The organism is Betaproteobacteria bacterium, from assembly GCA_016713305.1.
Lineage (GTDB): Bacteria > Pseudomonadota > Gammaproteobacteria > Burkholderiales.
Map to the genome: position 1 here is coordinate 395,381 of JADJPK010000009.1, position 17,689 is coordinate 413,069.

Annotated in this window: 9 protein-coding genes and 2 pseudogenes; 1 reads left to right on the forward strand and 10 read right to left on the reverse strand. The window is 66.0% G+C overall.

The window, feature by feature from the left end:
• Nucleotides 1–276: 276 nt before the first annotated feature.
• Complete coding sequence (locus IPK20_13920; protein ID MBK8017702.1) at nt 277–1,962, reverse strand: thiamine pyrophosphate-binding protein; 1,686 nt, start codon at nt 1,960–1,962, stop codon at nt 277–279.
• A 294-nt stretch (nt 1,963–2,256) separates the two neighbouring features.
• On the opposite strand from IPK20_13920, the gene IPK20_13925 reads away from it, so the two are divergent.
• Nucleotides 2,257–4,020: an L-lactate permease gene (locus tag IPK20_13925; GenBank protein ID MBK8017703.1), complete on the forward strand. Its 1,764-nt coding sequence runs from the start codon at nt 2,257–2,259 to the stop codon at nt 4,018–4,020.
• 196 nt (nt 4,021–4,216) lie between these two features.
• Here the strand turns inward: IPK20_13925 and pnp are convergent.
• The 9 genes and pseudogenes from pnp to IPK20_13970 all read right to left on the reverse strand — a co-directional run bounded on the left by pnp (nt 4,217) and on the right by IPK20_13970 (nt 17,676).
• Nucleotides 4,217–6,230: pseudogene (gene pnp, locus IPK20_13930) on the reverse strand (polyribonucleotide nucleotidyltransferase).
• Nucleotides 6,231–6,479: 249 nt separating this feature from the next.
• Nucleotides 6,480–6,749 (reverse strand): 30S ribosomal protein S15, encoded by a 270-nt coding sequence (gene rpsO / locus IPK20_13935; protein MBK8017704.1) that lies wholly within the window; start codon nt 6,747–6,749, stop codon nt 6,480–6,482.
• 74 nt (nt 6,750–6,823) lie between these two features.
• A complete protein-coding gene (gene truB, locus IPK20_13940; GenBank protein ID MBK8017705.1) occupies nt 6,824–7,789 on the reverse strand; it encodes a tRNA pseudouridine(55) synthase TruB in 966 nt (321 codons plus the stop codon).
• The gene (rbfA, locus tag IPK20_13945; GenBank protein MBK8017706.1) at nt 7,786–8,163 is read right to left on the reverse strand and encodes a 30S ribosome-binding factor RbfA; all 378 of its coding nucleotides are present in this window, start codon (nt 8,161–8,163) and stop codon (nt 7,786–7,788) included. Before rbfA ends, truB begins: the two co-directional genes overlap by 4 nt.
• Before the next feature lie 28 nt (nt 8,164–8,191).
• Nucleotides 8,192–10,840 carry a translation initiation factor IF-2 gene (gene infB, locus IPK20_13950; protein ID MBK8017707.1) on the reverse strand — a complete coding sequence of 883 codons (2,649 nt, stop codon included), beginning with the start codon at nt 10,838–10,840 and terminating at the stop codon, nt 8,192–8,194.
• Nucleotides 10,841–10,859: 19 nt separating this feature from the next.
• Nucleotides 10,860–12,332: a transcription termination/antitermination protein NusA gene (nusA, locus tag IPK20_13955; GenBank protein ID MBK8017708.1), complete on the reverse strand. Its 1,473-nt coding sequence runs from the start codon at nt 12,330–12,332 to the stop codon at nt 10,860–10,862.
• 14 nt (nt 12,333–12,346) lie between these two features.
• A complete protein-coding gene (gene rimP / locus IPK20_13960; protein MBK8017709.1) occupies nt 12,347–12,817 on the reverse strand; it encodes a ribosome maturation factor RimP in 471 nt (156 codons plus the stop codon).
• Between the two features lie 143 nt (nt 12,818–12,960).
• Nucleotides 12,961–14,442, reverse strand: a complete 1,482-nt coding sequence (locus IPK20_13965) for an efflux transporter outer membrane subunit (protein ID MBK8017710.1) — start codon at nt 14,440–14,442, stop codon at nt 12,961–12,963.
• Nucleotides 14,439–17,676: pseudogene (locus IPK20_13970) on the reverse strand (efflux RND transporter permease subunit). Before IPK20_13970 ends, IPK20_13965 begins: the two are co-directional and overlap by 4 nt.
• Nucleotides 17,677–17,689 lie beyond the last annotated feature (13 nt).

Here is a 17,689-nt window from a genome sequence, read left to right on the forward strand (position 1 = left end):
AAGCCCCAGGCCATAGTCCCCAGGCCCTGGACCCTAGGGTCTTCGTCGCGGCCGTCGGCCGCGACCATTGAGGTGGGTGGGCCGCCAGCAGCGGCCCGGCTTTCCCCCGGCCCAGGGTCTCACGACGCCCCTCACCCACCACCCTCGCACAAAGCAGGTCCCCTCTCCTTCAAGGAGAGGGACAGGGTGAGGATGGGTTCCTCGGGTCGCAGGGTCCAGGGTCTAGGGTCCAGGGTCTCGGGTCCAGGGTCTCGGGCCCAGGGCCCAGAATCTGCCCTATTTCCCCTCGCCGATCGCCTTCTTCCGTATCGCGCCCAGCGTGGCCCGGGTGGTGATCACCTCGGGGTCGAGCAGGATGTCGAGGATCGCGGGCTTGCCCGAGGCGCGGGCGCGCTCGAAGGCTGCGGGAAACTCCTCCGTGGTGCGCACCGTTTCGCCGTGACCGCCATACGCGCGTGCGAGCGCCGCGAAATCCGGATTGGTCAGGGACGTGCCGTGAACCCGGGCCGGATACTCGCGCTCCTGGTGCATCCGGATGGTTCCGTACATGCCGTTGTTGAAGAGCAGCACGATGATCGGCAGTCCGTACTGCACGGCGGTGGCGAACTCCTGCCCGTTCATCATGAAGTCGCCGTCACCGGTGAAACACAGGACATTCCGGCCGGGATGGACCGCCTTGGCGGCCACGGCCGCGGGCACACCGTAACCCATCGCGCCGTTCGTCGGGCCGAGCTGCGTGCGCCACGGACCGTAGGGATAGAACCGGTGCGCCCAACTGGAAAAGTTGCCCGCCCCGTTGGTGATGATCGTGTCGCGCGGCAGGGTCTTTGCGATCCACTCCACCATCCGGCTCGGATTGAGGGGGCCGGGAACCTCCACCGGCGACGAATTCTCCACGTGGTCGCGCCGCGCGGACGCGGTCCATTCGGACCAGCGGCTGCCGTTCACGGGGTCGAGCGCCGCTGCGGCCTCCGCGAATTCGCGCATGCCCGAATTGATGAGCAGATCGGCCTGATAGACACGGCCCAGTTCCTCGGCGCCCGGATGGACGTGCACGAAGTTCTGCCTGAGTCGTGGAACATTGAACAGGGCATAGCCGTTGGTGGTCATCTCGCCCAGACGGGCCCCGACGCACAGGATGAGATCCGATTCCTGCAGCCGCTTCTGCAGCTTGGGCGAGACGCCCACGCCGATTTCGCCGGCGTACTGCGCATGCAGATTGTCGAAGAGGTCCTGCCGGCGGAACGTGCAGGTCACGGGCAAACCGTTGCGCTCGGCGAACCGCTGGATGTCCGCGCAGGCTTCCGCGTTCCAGCCGCCGCCGCCGAGAATCACCATGGGACGCTGCGCTTCCTGCAGCATCTTCCGCATCGCAGCCAGGTCGCGCGCGCCGGGGTTCGCCGCGACACGCTGATAGGGCTTCGTCTGCATCGGTGCCAGGCGGGCGGTCAGCATGTCTTCCGGCAACGAGAGCACCACGGGTCCGGGCCGGCCGGACATCGCCACGTGGAAGGCGTGGCTCACGAGTTCGTGGATGCGGTCGGGGCGATCGATCTGCGCCACCCACTTGGCGATGTTGCCGAACATGCGCCGGTAGTCGACTTCCTGGAACCCTTCGCGCTCGACCACGTCGCTGCCCACCTGCCCCACGAAGAGGATCATGGGCGTGGAATCCTGCTGCGCGGTGTGCACCCCGATGGAGGCATTGGTCGCCCCCGGTCCGCGCGTGACGAAGCAGATCCCCGGACGATCGGTGAGCTTGCCGCAGGCCTCCGCCATGAACGAGGCACCGCCGTCCTGGCGGCAGACATAGAGGCTGATGCGATCCTGCACGTCGTGCAGTGCGTCCAGCACCGCGAGATAGCTCTCGCCAGGCACGCAGAAGGCGGTGTCCACGCCGTGCGTGAGCAGCGAGTCCACCAGGATCTTGCCGGCGTGCGGCAGGCCGTTGTCCGAAGTCATGTGAGAGTTCCGTGATCTGTTCGAGAGGTCCGCACCCGCGACGCAGCGGCGGACGGCAATGATGGCAGACGGTCCGGACGGGAGGAAGGGCCGTGAGCCCTTGGTTTCGAGTGTGCGACGGCCGGCACGGCCACGGAGCCGCCGCGATTTCGCGGAACCCGCCACGGAGACTCTTTCCCTGGCGACTGGAGTACGCCCTGTCGATATAATCCGACCCCTTCGGCCCGGGGGGCCGGCCTTGCGGCCGGACAGGGCCGATCGAGCCGCGAACAACGATTCAGGAGGAGCACACCCATGATCTGGCAGCAAGTCTACGACCCGTTGAACAACGCGGTCCTGTCAACGCTCTGCGCCGGCATCCCCGTCGTCGTGCTCCTCGGCGGCCTCGCCTTCCTGCACCTGTCGGCGCACATGGCCGCGATCTACGGGCTCATCAGCGCGCTCGTCATCGCCATCTTCGTGTTCGGCATGCCCTCCTCCATGGCGTTCGCCACGGCCGGCTACGGCGCGCTGTTCGGCCTGCTGCCCATCGGCTGGATCGTGCTGAACATCATCTTCCTGTACCAGCTGACCAAGGACAAAGGCTACTTCCAGGTGCTGCAGGACAGCATCGCCAACATCACGGAGGACCGGCGGCTGCAGCTTCTGCTGATCGCCTTCGCGTTCGGTGCCTTCTTCGAGGGGGCCGCCGGATTCGGCACACCGGTGGCAGTGACGGGCGCGATTCTCATCGGCCTGGGTTTCTCGCCCCTGGCGGCTTCCGGACTCTCGCTGATCGCGAATACGGCGCCCGTCGCGTATGGGGCTCTGGGTACGCCCATCATCACGCTGGCCAAGGTCACGGGCCTGGACGAGATGGCACTGTCCGCCATGGTGGGCCGCCAGTTGCCGTTCTTCTCCGTCCTCGTGCCGTTCTGGCTCATCTGGGCATTTGCGGGCTGGAAGGGCGTGAAGGGGATCCTGCCCGCCATCCTAGTCACCGGGGTCTCGTTCGCCATTCCGCAGTTCCTCATCTCCAACTATCACGGTCCGATGCTGGTGGACGTGGGCGCGGCGATGGTGTCGATGCTGTGCCTGGTGCTGTTCCTGAAGGTGTGGAAGCCGAAGGAGATCTGGACGACGACCAAGCTGCGCGGCCACGAGACCGACAGCGGCGAAGCGGATCCGGCGGCCAAGACCGCGTTCACGAAGCACGACCGCTCCGTGATCGTGAAGGCATGGATTCCCTGGCTGATCCTCACCGTGTTCGTGTTCGCCTGGGGGTTCCCCACGGTCAAGGACTTCCTCAACGGCTCGACCAAGCGCGTGGAAGTGCAGGCCGACGGCACGAAGAAGGATGTGAAGGTGCCTTACGCCTGGGATGGCGCGACCAAACTCGACTTCCCCATCGCGGGACTGAACGAGCAGGTCGAGAAGGTGCCGCCCGTCGTGGCGAAGCCCGTGAAGGAAAAGGCCATCTACACACTCAACTGGCTCTCCGCCACCGGCAGCGGCATCTTCCTCGCCGCGATCTTCGCCGGACTTTTCATGGGCTATTCGATCCCGGGTCTCCTCAAGAAGTACTGGCAGACCATCAAGCTCGTGAAGTACTCGCTGATCACCATCGCCGCCATGCTGTCCCTGGGATTCGTGACGCGGTATTCGGGTACGGATGCGACCATGGGCCTTGCCTTCGCATTCACCGGGGCCTTCTACCCGTTCTTCGGCACCATGCTGGGCTGGCTGGGCGTCGCGCTGACGGGTTCCGACACAGCGTCCAACGTGCTGTTCGGCGGACTGCAGCGCATCACGGCCGAGCAGTTGCATCTCAGCCCGGAACTCATGGCCGCCGCCAACAGTTCCGGCGGCGTCATGGGCAAGATGATCGATGCGCAATCCATCGTCGTGGCCTCCACGGCGACGCGGTGGTACGGGCACGAGGGCGACATCCTTCGCTACGTGTTCTGGCACAGCCTGATCCTCGCCGGACTCGTCGGCGTGGTGGTGTCTCTGCAGGCTTACGTGTGGCCGTTCACCGAGATGGTGGTGCACGGCGCAGCCGCCGCCGCAGCACACTGACACGGCGCATCGTCCGCCGGCGTCGTCCGGCGGACGGTGTCGGCGCAGCGCCCGGCACAGGGCGCCCGTTTCGCCGGTATCGTGCTTGCTGCCCGTGACGTCTGCAGCCGGCACATCACAGCCAAAAGAAAAAGCCCGCGATCGCGGGCTTTTTCTTTTGGGGCCGGGAGCGAACTCCCGGCCAGGCGGGACGGGATCAGCCTTGCGCGGGCGTCTCGTTCAGCAGCGCCTTCATGGACAGGCGCACCTGACCTTTCTCGTTCACCTCGAGCACCTTCACGCGCACCGTCTGGCCTTCCTTCAGGTAGTCGGCCACGCTGTTCACGCGCTCGTTGGCGATCTGGGAGATGTGGACCATGCCGTCCTTGCCGGGCAGCAGGCTCACCACGGCGCCAAAGTCCAGCAGACGCAGGACGGTGCCTTCGTACACCCTGCCCACTTCCACCTCGGCCGTGATTTCCTCGATGCGGCGCTTGGCGGCTTCGCCGCCTTCGGCCGAGACGCAGGCGATGGTCACGGTGCCGTCGTCCTGGATATCGATGGTGGTGCCGGTTTCCTCGGTGATGCTGCGGATCACCGCGCCGCCCTTGCCGATCACGTCGCGGATCTTCTCGGGCTTGATCTTGATGACCATCATGCGCGGCGCGAAGGTGGAAAGCTCGGAACGCGGAGCATCGAGCGCACCCATCATCTTGCTGAGGATGTGCAGGCGTCCGTCGCGTGCCTGCAGCAGCGCGGAGTGCATGATCTCCTTGGTGATGCCCTGGATCTTGATGTCCATCTGCAGCGAGGTCACGCCGGCTTCCGTGCCAGCCACCTTGAAGTCCATGTCGCCCAGGTGATCCTCGTCGCCGAGGATGTCGGACAGCACGGCGAAGCTGTTGCCTTCCTTGATGAGGCCCATGGCGATGCCGGCCACGTGAGCCTTCATCGGCACACCGGCGTCCATCATGGCGAGACAGCCGCCGCACACGGACGCCATGGAGCTGGAGCCGTTGGACTCGGTGACCTCGGACACGACGCGGAAGGAGTAGCCGAACTCTTCGGGTGTCGGCAGAACGGCCACCAGGGCGCGCTTGGCGAGGCGTCCGTGACCGATCTCCCGGCGCTTGGGCGAGCCGACACGGCCGGTTTCGCCGGTCGCGTAGGGAGGCATGTTGTAGTGAAGCATGAAGCGCTCGGAGTATTCGCCCTGCAGCGCATCGATGATCTGCTCGTCACGCGCCGTGCCCAGGGTGGCCACGACGAGCGCCTGCGTCTCCCCGCGCGTGAACAGCGCGGAACCGTGGGCGCGCGGCAGCACGCCGGTGCGGATGGTGATCGGACGGACGGTGCGGGTGTCGCGGCCGTCGATGCGCGGCTCGCCATCGAGGATCTGGAACCGCACGATGCGCGCTTCGATGTCGCTGAAGAGATTCTTGACGGTGCGCTCGTCGGCGGGCGTGTCCGTGTCCTTGCACAGCGCGGCCACCACGCGATTGCGGATCTCGTCCACGCGCTGTGAACGGGCCTGCTTCTGCTTGATGGCGTAGGCTTCGCGGGTGTCGCGTTCGGCCAGTTCGGCCACGCGCGCCACCAGGGCCTCGTCCTTGGCGGGCGGCGCCCAGTCCCAAAGCGGCTTGCCGGCGACTTCGACCAGTTCGTGGATCGCGTTGATGACGGCCTGCATCTGGTCATGGCCGTACACCACGGCACCCAGCATGACGTCTTCGGACAGCTCCATCGCTTCGGACTCGACCATGAGGACGGCCTGCTGCGTTCCGGCCACGACGAGATTGAGCTTCGATGTCTTCAGCTCGGTGGCGGAGGGATTCAGGACATACTGGCCATCGATGTAGCCGACGCGCGCGGCGCCGATGGGACCGTTGAAGGGAATGCCCGACAGCGCCAGTGCCGCCGATGCACCGATCAAGGCGGGGATGTCGGGATCGACATCGGGATTGGACGACATCACCGTCGCCACGACCTGCACTTCGTTGTAGAAGCCTTCCGGGAACAGGGGCCGGATCGGCCGGTCGATCAGCCGGGACGTCAGCGTTTCCTTTTCGGAAGGACGGCCCTCGCGCTTGAAGAATCCGCCGGGGATGCGGCCCGCGGCGTAGGTGCGTTCCTGATAGTCGACGGTGAGAGGGAAGAAGTCCTGTCCCGGAGCGGCGTCCTTTCTTGCCGACGGCGGTGACCAGCACCACCGTGTCGTCCAGGGAGACCATGACTGCACCGGAAGCCTGTCGTGCGATCTCGCCGGTTTCGAGCGTCAGTGTGTGACGACCATACTGGATCGTCTTGCGGGAAATGTTCAAGTTCGTTGCCCTCTAGGGAATGCGAATCCCTCGGCGCATCTGCGCAAGCCCGCGCGCGCCAACGACAACGGCTGGCCAAAGCCAGCCGCTGCGAGAGAGATCCGACAGACGGAAATGGAAGAACGGCCGTCCACGGTTGCGGACGCGCTGTTCAATGGACTACTTGCGAAGACCGAGGCGCTCGATCAGCTTGCGGTAACCGTCGACGTCACGGCCCCGAAGATAATCGAGGAGCTTGCGACGGCGGCTCACCATCTTCAGCAGTCCACGGCGGGAGTGGTGGTCACGCATGTTGGACTTGAAGTGGGGGGTCAGCCCGTTGATGCGGGCGGTCAGCAGGGCAATCTGCACTTCGGGCGAGCCCGTGTCGCCCTTTGCGCGCTGGTAGTCGGTGACCAGCTGCGCCTTTTCGGCGGTCGTCACAGCCATCTCGATGTTCTCTCCTTTAGCGAAGGGCGCGATTGTAGCCATGATCGGCCCGGAATCCAAGCACAATGAGCGGGTTAGCGCAGTTTTTCGGCGGTCTTTCCGGCGGGCTGGGTGGCCATGAGGCGAACCGGCCGCAGGACGCCTTCCCCGGTGGTTTCGCCCACTCCCAGAAACCGCCCCTCAGGATCGTACACCCTTGATCTTCCTGGAAAACCTTCACCCCTCAGGGAAACGACCTGCCCTCGCGTCAGGCTTCGGGCCTGCTCTTCTTCCAGGTCCAGGCGGGGCAAGGCATAGGGAAGCCGGTCCACCGGAAGCAGGCAGAGGTCGCGTTGCGGCTCGTCCATTGCCCGGAGCGCCTCGAGCGAGCAGGCGCCGGACACGTCGAACGGACCCGAAGCCGTCCGGCGCAGCGCCGACAGATGGCCGACGGTGCCCAGGGCGGCCGACAGGTCCTCGGCCAGGGAGCGGACATAGGTGCCGGTGCTGCAGACGACCGCGAAGCGCAACCGGTCGACCTCGATGCGCTCCAGGCCGAGTTCGCTCACCGTGATCGAGCGGACCTTCACCTCCACCTCCACTCCCTTGCGCGCATAGGCGTACAGGGGCTGCCCCTGGAACTTGAGGGCGCTGTACATCGGCGGGCGCTGGTCGTACGTGCCCGTGAACCGCCGGGCGACCTCGGCGAGGTCCGCGGAGTCGATCGCGACATCGGCCCGTTCGATGACCTCCCCCTCGGCGTCGGCCGTGGAGGTGCGCACGCCCAGTGTGATCTCACCCTCGTAGCGCTTCACGCTTTCGAGGAGCCAGGAGGAGAACTTGGTGGCCTCGCCGAAACATACGACCAGGAGCCCTGTCGCCATGGGATCGAGCGTGCCGCCATGGCCGCCCTTCTCCGCACGGAAAAGACGCCGGAGTTCCTGAAGGAAGCCGTTGGAACTGCCCCCCCTGGGTTTGTCCGCCAGCAGCACGCCATCGAGCGGACGCCACACGATTCGCGGCCGGGGAGCGGCCGCGCTGTCACCGGCCCGGCCGCTCACTCGGAGGCAGAGGACCCGTCGGTCCCGACGGCGTCGTCGATGAGCTTGGAGAGTCTGGCGCCCCGCACGACCGATTCGTCGTATACGAAATGCAGTTCGGGCGTGACGCGCACCTTGAGTCCGTGTGCGAGTTCGGACCGGAGAAAGCCCGCCGCGCGCCGCAGGGTGGCGGCGGTTTCGGTCACCTTGTCCTCTTCGCCCAGAACGGTGAAGAACACCTTGGCGTGGGTGAGGTCCGGGCTCAGCTCGACGCCCGTGATCGTCACGAGGCCGATGCGGGGATCCTTGAGTTCCAGCCGGATGATTCCGGACAGGTCACGCTGGATCTGATCCGCCAGCCGCGTGGCGCGGGGATTGTCTTTCGGACGGGCCAATCCGCGGTCCTGCCGGGCGAGGACCCGCTCACAGGGAGCGGGCCACCTCCACGATCTCGTACGTCTCGACCTGATCGCCCTCGCGGATGTCGTCGAAGTTCTTGAACGACAGGCCGCACTCGAAGCCCGACTTCACTTCCTTGACGTCATCCTTGAATCGCTTCAGCGAATCGAGTTCGCCGGTGTGGATGACCACATTGTCCCGGAGAATCCGCACGAGGGAATTGCGGCGGACCAGGCCTTCGAGCACGTAGCATCCCGCCACCGCGCCCACCTTGGAGATCCGGAACACCTGGCGGATGTCCACCAGTCCCGTGATGTTCTCCTTGCGCTCGGGTGCGAGCATGCCCGACATGGCGAGCTTCACCTCGTCCACGGCGTCGTAGATCACGTTGTAGTAACGGACGTCGATGCCGTGCGCGCCCACGAGCTTCTTCGCCGTGGCATCGGCCCGGGTATTGAAGCCGATGATGACGGCGTTGGATGCAAGCGCGAGGTTGACGTCGGACTCGGTGATCGCCCCGACTCCGCTGTGCACGATGTTGACCTTGACCTCTTCCGTGGAGAGTTTCTCCAAGGCGTTCTGAAGCGCTTCGTACGAACCCTGCACATCCGCCTTGATGATGAGCGACATGCTCTTCGATCCGCCGGAGGCCATCTGCTCGAACATGTTGTCGAGCTTCGCAGCCTGCTGCTTCGCCAGCTTGACGTCGCGATACTTGCCCTGCCGGAACAGCGCGATCTCGCGCGCCTTGCGCTCGTCGCCCACGACCACGACTTCCTCGCCGGCCATCGGCACTTCGGACAGGCCCAGGACCTCCACGGGGATGGATGGCCCGGCCTGCTGCACGGTGTGCCCGGCTTCGTCCACCAACGCACGCACCTTTCCGAACACGGCGCCTGCGAGGACGACGTCGCCGCGATGCAACGTTCCGGACTGCACGAGAATCGTCGCGACCGGACCGCGGCCCTTGTCGAGACGGGCTTCGATCACGATGCCCTTCGCCGGGGCTTCCTTCGGTGCCGTGAGTTCCAGCACCTCGGCCTGGAGCAGAACGCTGTCGAGCAGGTCGTCGATACCCTGACCGGTCTTGGCGGACACCTCCACGAACATGGTGTCGCCGCCCCAATCCTCGGGAACCACCTCGCGCGCCACCAGCTCCTGACGCACGCGTTCCGGATTGGCATCGGCCTTGTCGATCTTGTTCATGGCCACGATGATGGGCACCTTGGCGGCCTTGGCGTGGTGGATCGCCTCGATCGTCTGCGGCATCACGCCGTCGTCCGCCGCCACGACCAGGATGACGAGGTCGGTGACCTTCGCACCGCGCGCACGCATTGCCGTGAAAGCCTCGTGGCCCGGGGTGTCGAGGAACGTGACCGTGCCCTTGGGCGTATCGACGTGATAGGCACCGATGTGCTGGGTGATGCCCCCTGCCTCGCCGCTCGCGACGCGTGTGCGGCGGATGTAGTCGAGCAGTGACGTCTTGCCGTGGTCGACGTGGCCCATCACGGTCACCACCGGAGCGCGCGGCTCCGCGGAAACCTCGTGACGCTCTTCCGTCTCGCTCAGGTACGACTCCGGATCGTCGAGTTTGGCAGGCTTGCCGATGTGGCCCATCTCCTCTACGAGGATCATCGCGGTTTCCTGGTCGAGCACCTGATTGATCGTAACCATCGAACCCAGCTTCATGAGCGCCTTGATCACCTCCGCCGCCTTGACGGACATCCTCTGCGCGAGCGTCGCGACGGTGATCGTCTCGGGCACCAGGATCTCCTTCACCACCGGTTCGGTGGGTGCCGAGAACTGGTGCTGGCCTCCGTCATGCCGGCCGCGCAGGTGCCCCTTGGCGCGCCATCCGTCGGCGCCGCCGCCGGAATCGCCACGCGTCTTGAGCGTACGCCTGCCGCGCGAGGCATCGTCCTTCCAGGCGGTGCCTTCCTTGCCGGGCTTCTTGACGACCTTCTTCGGGTCGACCTTGGCATCTCCCGGCTTGGGGGACGCCGGGCGATGAAGGGTGCTGTCCGCAGCGGGAGTGGCAGCCTTGGCCGGTGCGGTGGCAGTCTCGGCGGCCGCCCCAGCCGGCGGGTCGGTTGCGGTGGCCTCGGCAGGAGCCGCCACCGCGGCAGGGTCGGGTTCTGCCACAGGGGCCACCACTTCGGCCACGGGTTCGGCCGCCGGCTTGCGGCTGCGTTCACGCGCTTCCTGCTTGAGACGCGCTTCTTCGGCCTGGCGCGACAGCAGTTCGCGCTGCTTGCGGTCTTCCTCCTCGCGGAGGGCCATCTGCTCGGCGTCGACCACGGGCGGCGGCGGAACGACGGGCGGCGGCGCAACCGGCTCGGCCGCGACCTCGGCGGGCTCCGCCTCGCCCGGCGCGGCGTCGCGCTTGACGAACACCCGCTTCTTGCGGACTTCCACCTGGATGGTCCGCGAGCGTCCGGTGCCGTCCGCCTGCTTGATCTCGGTCGTCTGACGCCGTGTCAGCGTGATCTTCTTCCGCGGCTCGGCCCCGCCGTGCATCTTGTGCAGGTAGTCCAGGAGCTGGGACTTGTCCTGTTCGCTCAGGTTGTCGCCCAGCGCCGTCTTGTGGACGCCCGCGGACTGGAGCTGCTCGAGCAGCCGGGCAGGATCCACCTTGAGTTCGGTGGCGAATTGTGAAACGGTCATCTGGGCCATGAGGCGGTTCCTGCGACTGTCAAGCGAACCAAGGGGCGCGTGCCGTCATGATGAGCTGCTTCGCGCGCTCGGCATCCATTCCTGTCAAATCCACGAGATCGTCCACTGCGAGGTCGGCGAGATCTTCCTGCGTGTGGACACCTTGCGTCGCCAGCACCCTGGCGGTGTGATCGTCCATGCCTTCGAGACCCAGGAGATCCTGGGCCATGGTCTCGACGCGTTCCTCGCTGGCAATGGCCTGCGTGAGCAGGGAATTGCGGGCGCGGGATCGCAGTTCATTGACCGTGTCCTCGTCGAAAGCCTCGATCTCCAGCATCTCCGAGATGGGGACGTAGGCGACTTCTTCCAGCGTATTGAAGCCTTCTTGCACCAGGATTTCAGCCACTTCCTCGTCCACGTCCAGCTTGTCGATGAACAGCTGACGGATCCGGTGCGTCTCTTCCTGCTGCTTGCTCTGCGATTCGGTTTCGGTCATCAGGTTGATTTCCCAACCGGTGAGCTCGCTTGCGAGCCTCACATTCTGACCGGTACGGCCGATCGCCTGGGCGAGATTGTCCTCGTCCACGACGACATCCATGCTGTGGGAGTCCTCGTCCACGACGATGCTCACCACTTCCGCCGGCATCAGCGCGTTGATCACGAGTTGCGCCGGTTCGGGCGACCAGAGCACGATGTCCACGCGCTCTCCGGCGAGTTCCTGCGTCACTGCCTGGACACGCGAGCCGCGCATGCCTACGCAGGTACCGATCGGGTCGAGCCTCGCATCGTTGGACTTCACCGCGATCTTCGCGCGCGAACCCGGATCGCGGGCGGCCGCCTTGATCTCCAGCAGGCCCTCCTCGATTTCCGGCACTTCCAGTTCGAAGAGCTTGACGAGAAACTCGGGCGCGACGCGCGACAGGATAAGCTGCGGTCCTCGGCTCGAGCGGTCGATCTTGAGCAGGAACGCGCGGACACGGTCGCCCACGCGCAGGTTTTCCTTGGGAATCATCTGGTCGCGTGGCAGCATCGCCTCGAGCCGGCCGGACTCGATGATCGCGTTGCCGCGCTCCATGCGTTTGATGGTGCCGGTGACGAGATGCTCCTTGCGCTCGAGGAAGTCGTTGAGGATCTGCTCGCGCTCGGCGTCGCGGATCTTCTGCAGGATCACCTGCTTGGCGGTCTGCGCGCCGATGCGGCCGAACTCCACGGCCTCCAGCGGCTCCTCGACGAAGTCGCCCATCTTGGCATTGGGATCGTCCACCAGCGACTCTTCGAGCAGCATATGGATGCCCGAATCGACGAACTCCTCCTCGGGCACGATCTGCCAGCGCCGGAACGCGGAGTAGTCGCCGGTGGTGCGGTCGATGGCGACGCGGACCTCTGCCTCTTCCTTGAATCGGCGCTTGGTGGCGGAGGCCAGGGCCATCTCGAGGGCCCCAAACACCGTTTCCTTGTCGACGTTCTTCTCCCTGGCCAGGGCGGCGACAAGCATCAGGATTTCGCGACTCACGGATACCTCCACATTTACATTTCGGGGGCCAGATGGGCCTTGTCGATTTCAGAGAACTTGAAGGTGAACTCCGCACCTTCGCAGCGCAGTCTCACTTCCTCGCCGGCTTCGTCCACCGCGGCGATAACGCCCGTGAAGCGCTTTCGTCCGTTGAGCGGCAACCGCAGTGTCACGTGCGCTCTTTCTCCGGCAAACCTCCCGTAGTCGGCCAGGCGCTTGAGGGGCCGGTCGAGTCCCGGAGAGGACACTTCCAGCCGCTCGTAGTCGAGGCCCTCGACCTCGAACACGCGCGAGAGCTGGTGGCTCACCTCGGCGCAGTCGTCCACCGTTATGCCGCGCGGGTGGTCGATGAACACCCGCACCAGACGGTGCCTGCCTCCGGAAATCTGCAGGTCCACCAGCTCGTATCCCTGCATTTCCACGGTCTGTTTCGCTATCGCTTCGTCGTCCACGGCTCCAGAAAGCAAAAATGGGCCGCGGCCCATTCCTTGATAGTTTCGATGACCCGTGATGATAACAGACTGTTGCAGCGGAAAAAATGGCTACGTGACGACAAAGCGGTCCTCGCGGGTCCCGGACAGGGCCGGAAACGCCCGCGGGACGGGCGATTCCGCCGCGCGGCGACCTGTCAGCGACTGCTGGTGGCGACCGGCGGCTCGGCCGATCCCCAGCCGCCTCCGAGGGCACGGATCAGCGCGACCGTGCCCTGCGTCTGGGCCCCTCGGACCCGGTTGGCCTCCCGCTCGGCATCGAGAGCGGTGCGCTGCGCATCGAGGACTTCCAGATAACTCGTCGCGCCAGCGTCATAGCGAAGGCGGGCGAGCTGGGCCGCGCGCCTGGCCGCCACGACCAGCTCGCGGGTCGACTCGGCCTGCCGGGCCAGAGAACGCAACCCGCCCAGGGCATCCTCCACCTCGCCAAAAGCGGAGAGGACCCGGTACCGGTAGTCGGCGACGGACTCCTCGTACGCGGCCCGCGCCCGTTCCAGCGTCGCTCGATTGCGTCCACCGTCGAGGATCGGAACGTTCACGATCCCGCCGATGAAAGGTCCGAGGAACCACGTGCGGCTGGACCAGCGGAACAGATCACCCAGGGCATCCGACTCGAAGCCGGCCATGCCGGTAAGCCGGATGGAGGGAAAGAACGCGGCCTTGGCCACGCCGATGCGGGCGTTGTTCGCCACGAGCACGCGCTGAGCCGCGACGATGTCCGGCCGCCGCTCCAGCAGCGTGGAGGGGAGCCCCGCCGGGATGACCGGCGCCTCCACCGGCTTGCCGGCCGACTCGACCCGAAGCCGCGCCGGCGGCCGCCCCACGAGCACCGCCACGGCGTTCTCGAGCCTGACCCGGCGACCATCCGCAGCCTGGTACTGCGCCTTGGTCGTCGCCACCTCGGCCCGCGCGCGCACGACGTCGATCTCGCCGATGGCGCCCGCCTCCAGCCGGCGCTCGAGGAGCATCAGGTTCGCTTCGCGCGACTTCAGGGCTTCCAGCAGGATCACGATCTCGGCGTCGACCTCCCGCAGTTCGAGATAGGTGCGGGCAAGATCCGCCTGCAACGCGAGCGTGATGGACCGGTAGGTCGCCTCGGCCGATTCCACGTCGCTGCGCGCCGCCGCCGTGTTGTCCTTGAGCCGCCCGAACAGGTCGACCTCGTAGCTGGCGATGACCGGCGCTCGCCACAGCGTTCGCGCCGGCACGTCTGTGCCCGGGGGAAGGCCCAGGGACGCCGGGGAAGACCGCGTCGCGACGGGACCGGCACTCACCGAGACCTGCGGTCCGCGGTCGGCATCCACGATGCCGAGAATCGCCCGCGATTGCCTCACCCTCGCCGCGGCCGCCTGCAGCGCCGGACTGCCCTTCATCGCCTCGGCCTCCAGGCCATCGAGCACGGGGTCGCCGAACGCCTTCCACCACTCGCCACGTGGCTGCGCCTCCGCCGGCTCGGCCTTCTTCCACGACCCCCGCTCGGACTCCGGCAGACTCTGGAAATCACGCGCAAAGGCGTCCGGCGTATCCACGGCCGGCTGTCTGAACTCGGGCCGCAGACTGCCGCAGCCGGTCAGCGCGATCACGGCGGCCGCGATGGAACCCAGCATTGCTCTCGTCATGGCGCGCCCTCCTCTGCAGCCGCGACCGGCGCCGGCGGATGCGGCGGTTCGCGCTTCCGCGGCGGGGAACCACCCAGAAGCACGTAGAACACGGGCGTCATGAACAGCCCGAACAGCGTGACGCCCACCATGCCCGCGAACACGGCGATCCCGATCGCCTGCCGCATCTCCGCCCCTGCTCCGCGCGCCAGGACCAGCGGGATCACGCCCATGATGAAGGCGAACGACGTCATCAGGATGGGTCGCAGACGCAGACGGCAGGCGATCAGGGCCGCCTCGATCGTCTTCTTGCCCTGGTGCTCCAGCGCGCGCGAACTCCACGATCAGGATGGCGTTCTTGCAGGCGAGTCCGACCAGCACGATGAAGGCGATCTGCGTGAAGATGTTGTTGTCGCCCATGGGGAAGTTCGCCCCCAGGATCGCGAGCACGATGCCCATCACCGTCCCCTCGCCCACGGTGAGCCAGACGCCCAGGATGGCGAACAGAAGACACATGGGCACGATCAGGATCACCGCAAGCGGCAGACGCAGGCTTTCGTACTGGGCCGCCAGGACCAGGAACACCAGCAGCACGCACAGCGGAAAGACGTACACCATGGTGTTACCCGCCAGGATTTCCTGGTACGTGAGGTCCGTCCACTCGTAGGCGATGCCCTTGGGCAGCGTCTCGTCGAGGATCTTGGCGATGGCGGCCTGCGCCTGTCCCGACGAATACCCCGGCGCGGGACCGCCATTGATGTCGGCCGTGACGTAGGAGTTGTATCGCTGGACCCGATCCGGCCCGTTGGTGGGCGTCGCCTTCAGCAGCGACGACAACTGGACCATGGATCCCGACTGCGTCCGCGTCTTGAGCGTGCCGATGCTCTCCGCCTGCATGCGGAACGGCGCGTCGGCCTGGACCACCACCTGATAGGTGCGGCCGAAGCGGTTGAAGTCGTTGACGTACAGCGAGCCCAGGTTGATCTGCAAGGTATCGAAGATGTCGTTGAGCGCCACGCCCATCCGCTTGGCCTTCTCGCGGTCCACGTCCGCGAAGATCTGCGGCACGTTGATCGTGTAGCTCGAGAACACCCCCGCGAGCGCGGGCGTCTGATACGCCTTGCCGACCGCCATCTGCAGCGATTCCGCCAGCGCCGCGAACCCCACGTTGCCGCGGTCTTCCAGCTGCAGCCGGAACCCGCCGATGGTGCCGAGCCCCTCCACCGCCGGCGGCGGGAACACCATGACGAAACCGTCCTGGATCTGCTGCAGATCGCCGTTCAGCTTCTGGAACGTGCCCCAGAGCGACTGCTCGAATCCGTGCCGGTCCTTGAAGTCCTTCAGACCGAAGAACGCGATGCCTTCGTTCGGGCTCACCGTGAAGCCGTTGATCGACAGTCCGGCGAAGGCCACGGAATCCTTGACCGCGGGATGCTTGAGACCGATGTCGGTCATGCGCCGGATGACCGACTCCGTACGATCGAGCGACGCCCCGTCGGGCAGCCGTGTGAATCCGACGAGATACTGCTTGTCCTGCTGTGGCACGAAGCCCTTGGGCACCTGACCGAACATGAAGACCGTCAGGACGATGAGGCCGCCGTACACCAGCATCACCACCGCCTTGCGCCCGATGACCCGGCCCACGGTCTTCTCGTAGCTCACCGATGCCTTGCTGAAGAAACGGTTGAAGCGGCGGAAGAACCATCCCAGCACGGCGTCGATGCCCCGCTGCAGGAAGTCCTTCTTCGCGTCGTGCGGCTTCAGCAGCACGGCCGCCAGCGCGGGCGAGAGCGTGAGCGAGTTGATGGTCGAGATGACCGTGGAGATCGCGATGGTCAGCGCGAACTGGTTGTAGAACTGGCCCGTCAGTCCCGACACGAACGCCGTGGGGACGAACACCGCGCAAAGCACCAGCGCCGTCGCGATGATGGGTCCGCTCACCTCCTTCATCGCCTGGTGCGTCGCCGCCACCGGTGTCAGTCCGTTGGCGATGTTCCGCTCGACGTTCTCGACCACGACGATCGCATCGTCCACCACGATGCCCACCGCCAGCACCATGCCGAACAGCGTGAGCGTGTTGATGGAAAAGCCGAACGCCATCATCAGCCCGAACGTACCGACGATGGACACGGGCACCGCCACGAGCGGAATGATCGAGGCCCGCCAGGTCTGGAGGAACACGATCACCACCAGCACCACCAGCATGATCGCCTCGAACAGGGTCGTGACGACGGCCTCGATGGACGTGCGGACGAACTGGGTCGGGTCGTAGACGATGTCGTAGCTCAATCCCGGCGGGAAGTCGCGCTTGAGCTCTTCCATCGCCGCGCGCACCTCGTCGGAGAGATCGAGCGCGTTGGCGGTGGGCGACTGGAACACGCCGATGGCCACGGACGGCTTGCCGTTCAGGAAGCTGCGCAGCGTGTAGGTGTTCCCGCCCATCTCCAGGCGGGCGACGTCCTTCAGCCGCACAAGGCCGGATGCTCCGGATTTGACGATGATCTGGCCGAACTCGTCCTCGTCGGTCAGGCGACCCTTCGCCGTGATGTTGAGCTGGAACTCGGACTTGCCTCCGGACGGCGGCGCTCCGAGCACGCCCGCCGCGACCTGGACGTTCTGCTCGCGAATCGCCTGCACGACGTCACTTGCGGTCAGCCCGTAGGAGGCGAGCTTCGGCGGCTGCAGCCAGATCCGCATGGCGTAGTCGCCGCCGCCGAACACATCCACGAGCCCCATGCCGTCGATGCGCTGGAGCCGGTTCTTGATGTTGAGCACGGCGTAGTTGCGCTGGTACAGCTCGTCATAGCGGCCATCCGGAGACACCAGGCTCACGACCATCGTGAGGCTGGCCGAACTCTTCTGCGCCACGACGCCGATGCGCCGGACTTCCTCCGGCATGCGCGGCAACGCCCGCTGGACGCGGCTCTGGACCTGGGTCTCCGCCTTGTCCACATCGGTACCGACCTTGAAGGTCACCGTGAGCTGATAGGAGCCGTCCGCGGTGGACTGGGAGGACATGTACAGCATGTCCTCGACGCCGTTGATCTGCTCCTCCAGCGGCGTGGCCACCGTTTCGGCCAGCACCTGCGGGTTGGCGCCAGGATACTGAGCGCGCACCTGCACCGACGGAGGCACGACGCCGGGGAACTCGGACACCGGGAGGTTGCGCACCGACAGCAGGCCGGCGATGAAGATGAACATCGAGATGACCGCCGCGAAGATCGGGCGGTCGATGAAGAAGCGCGAGAAATCCATGGTGAGGTTCTCC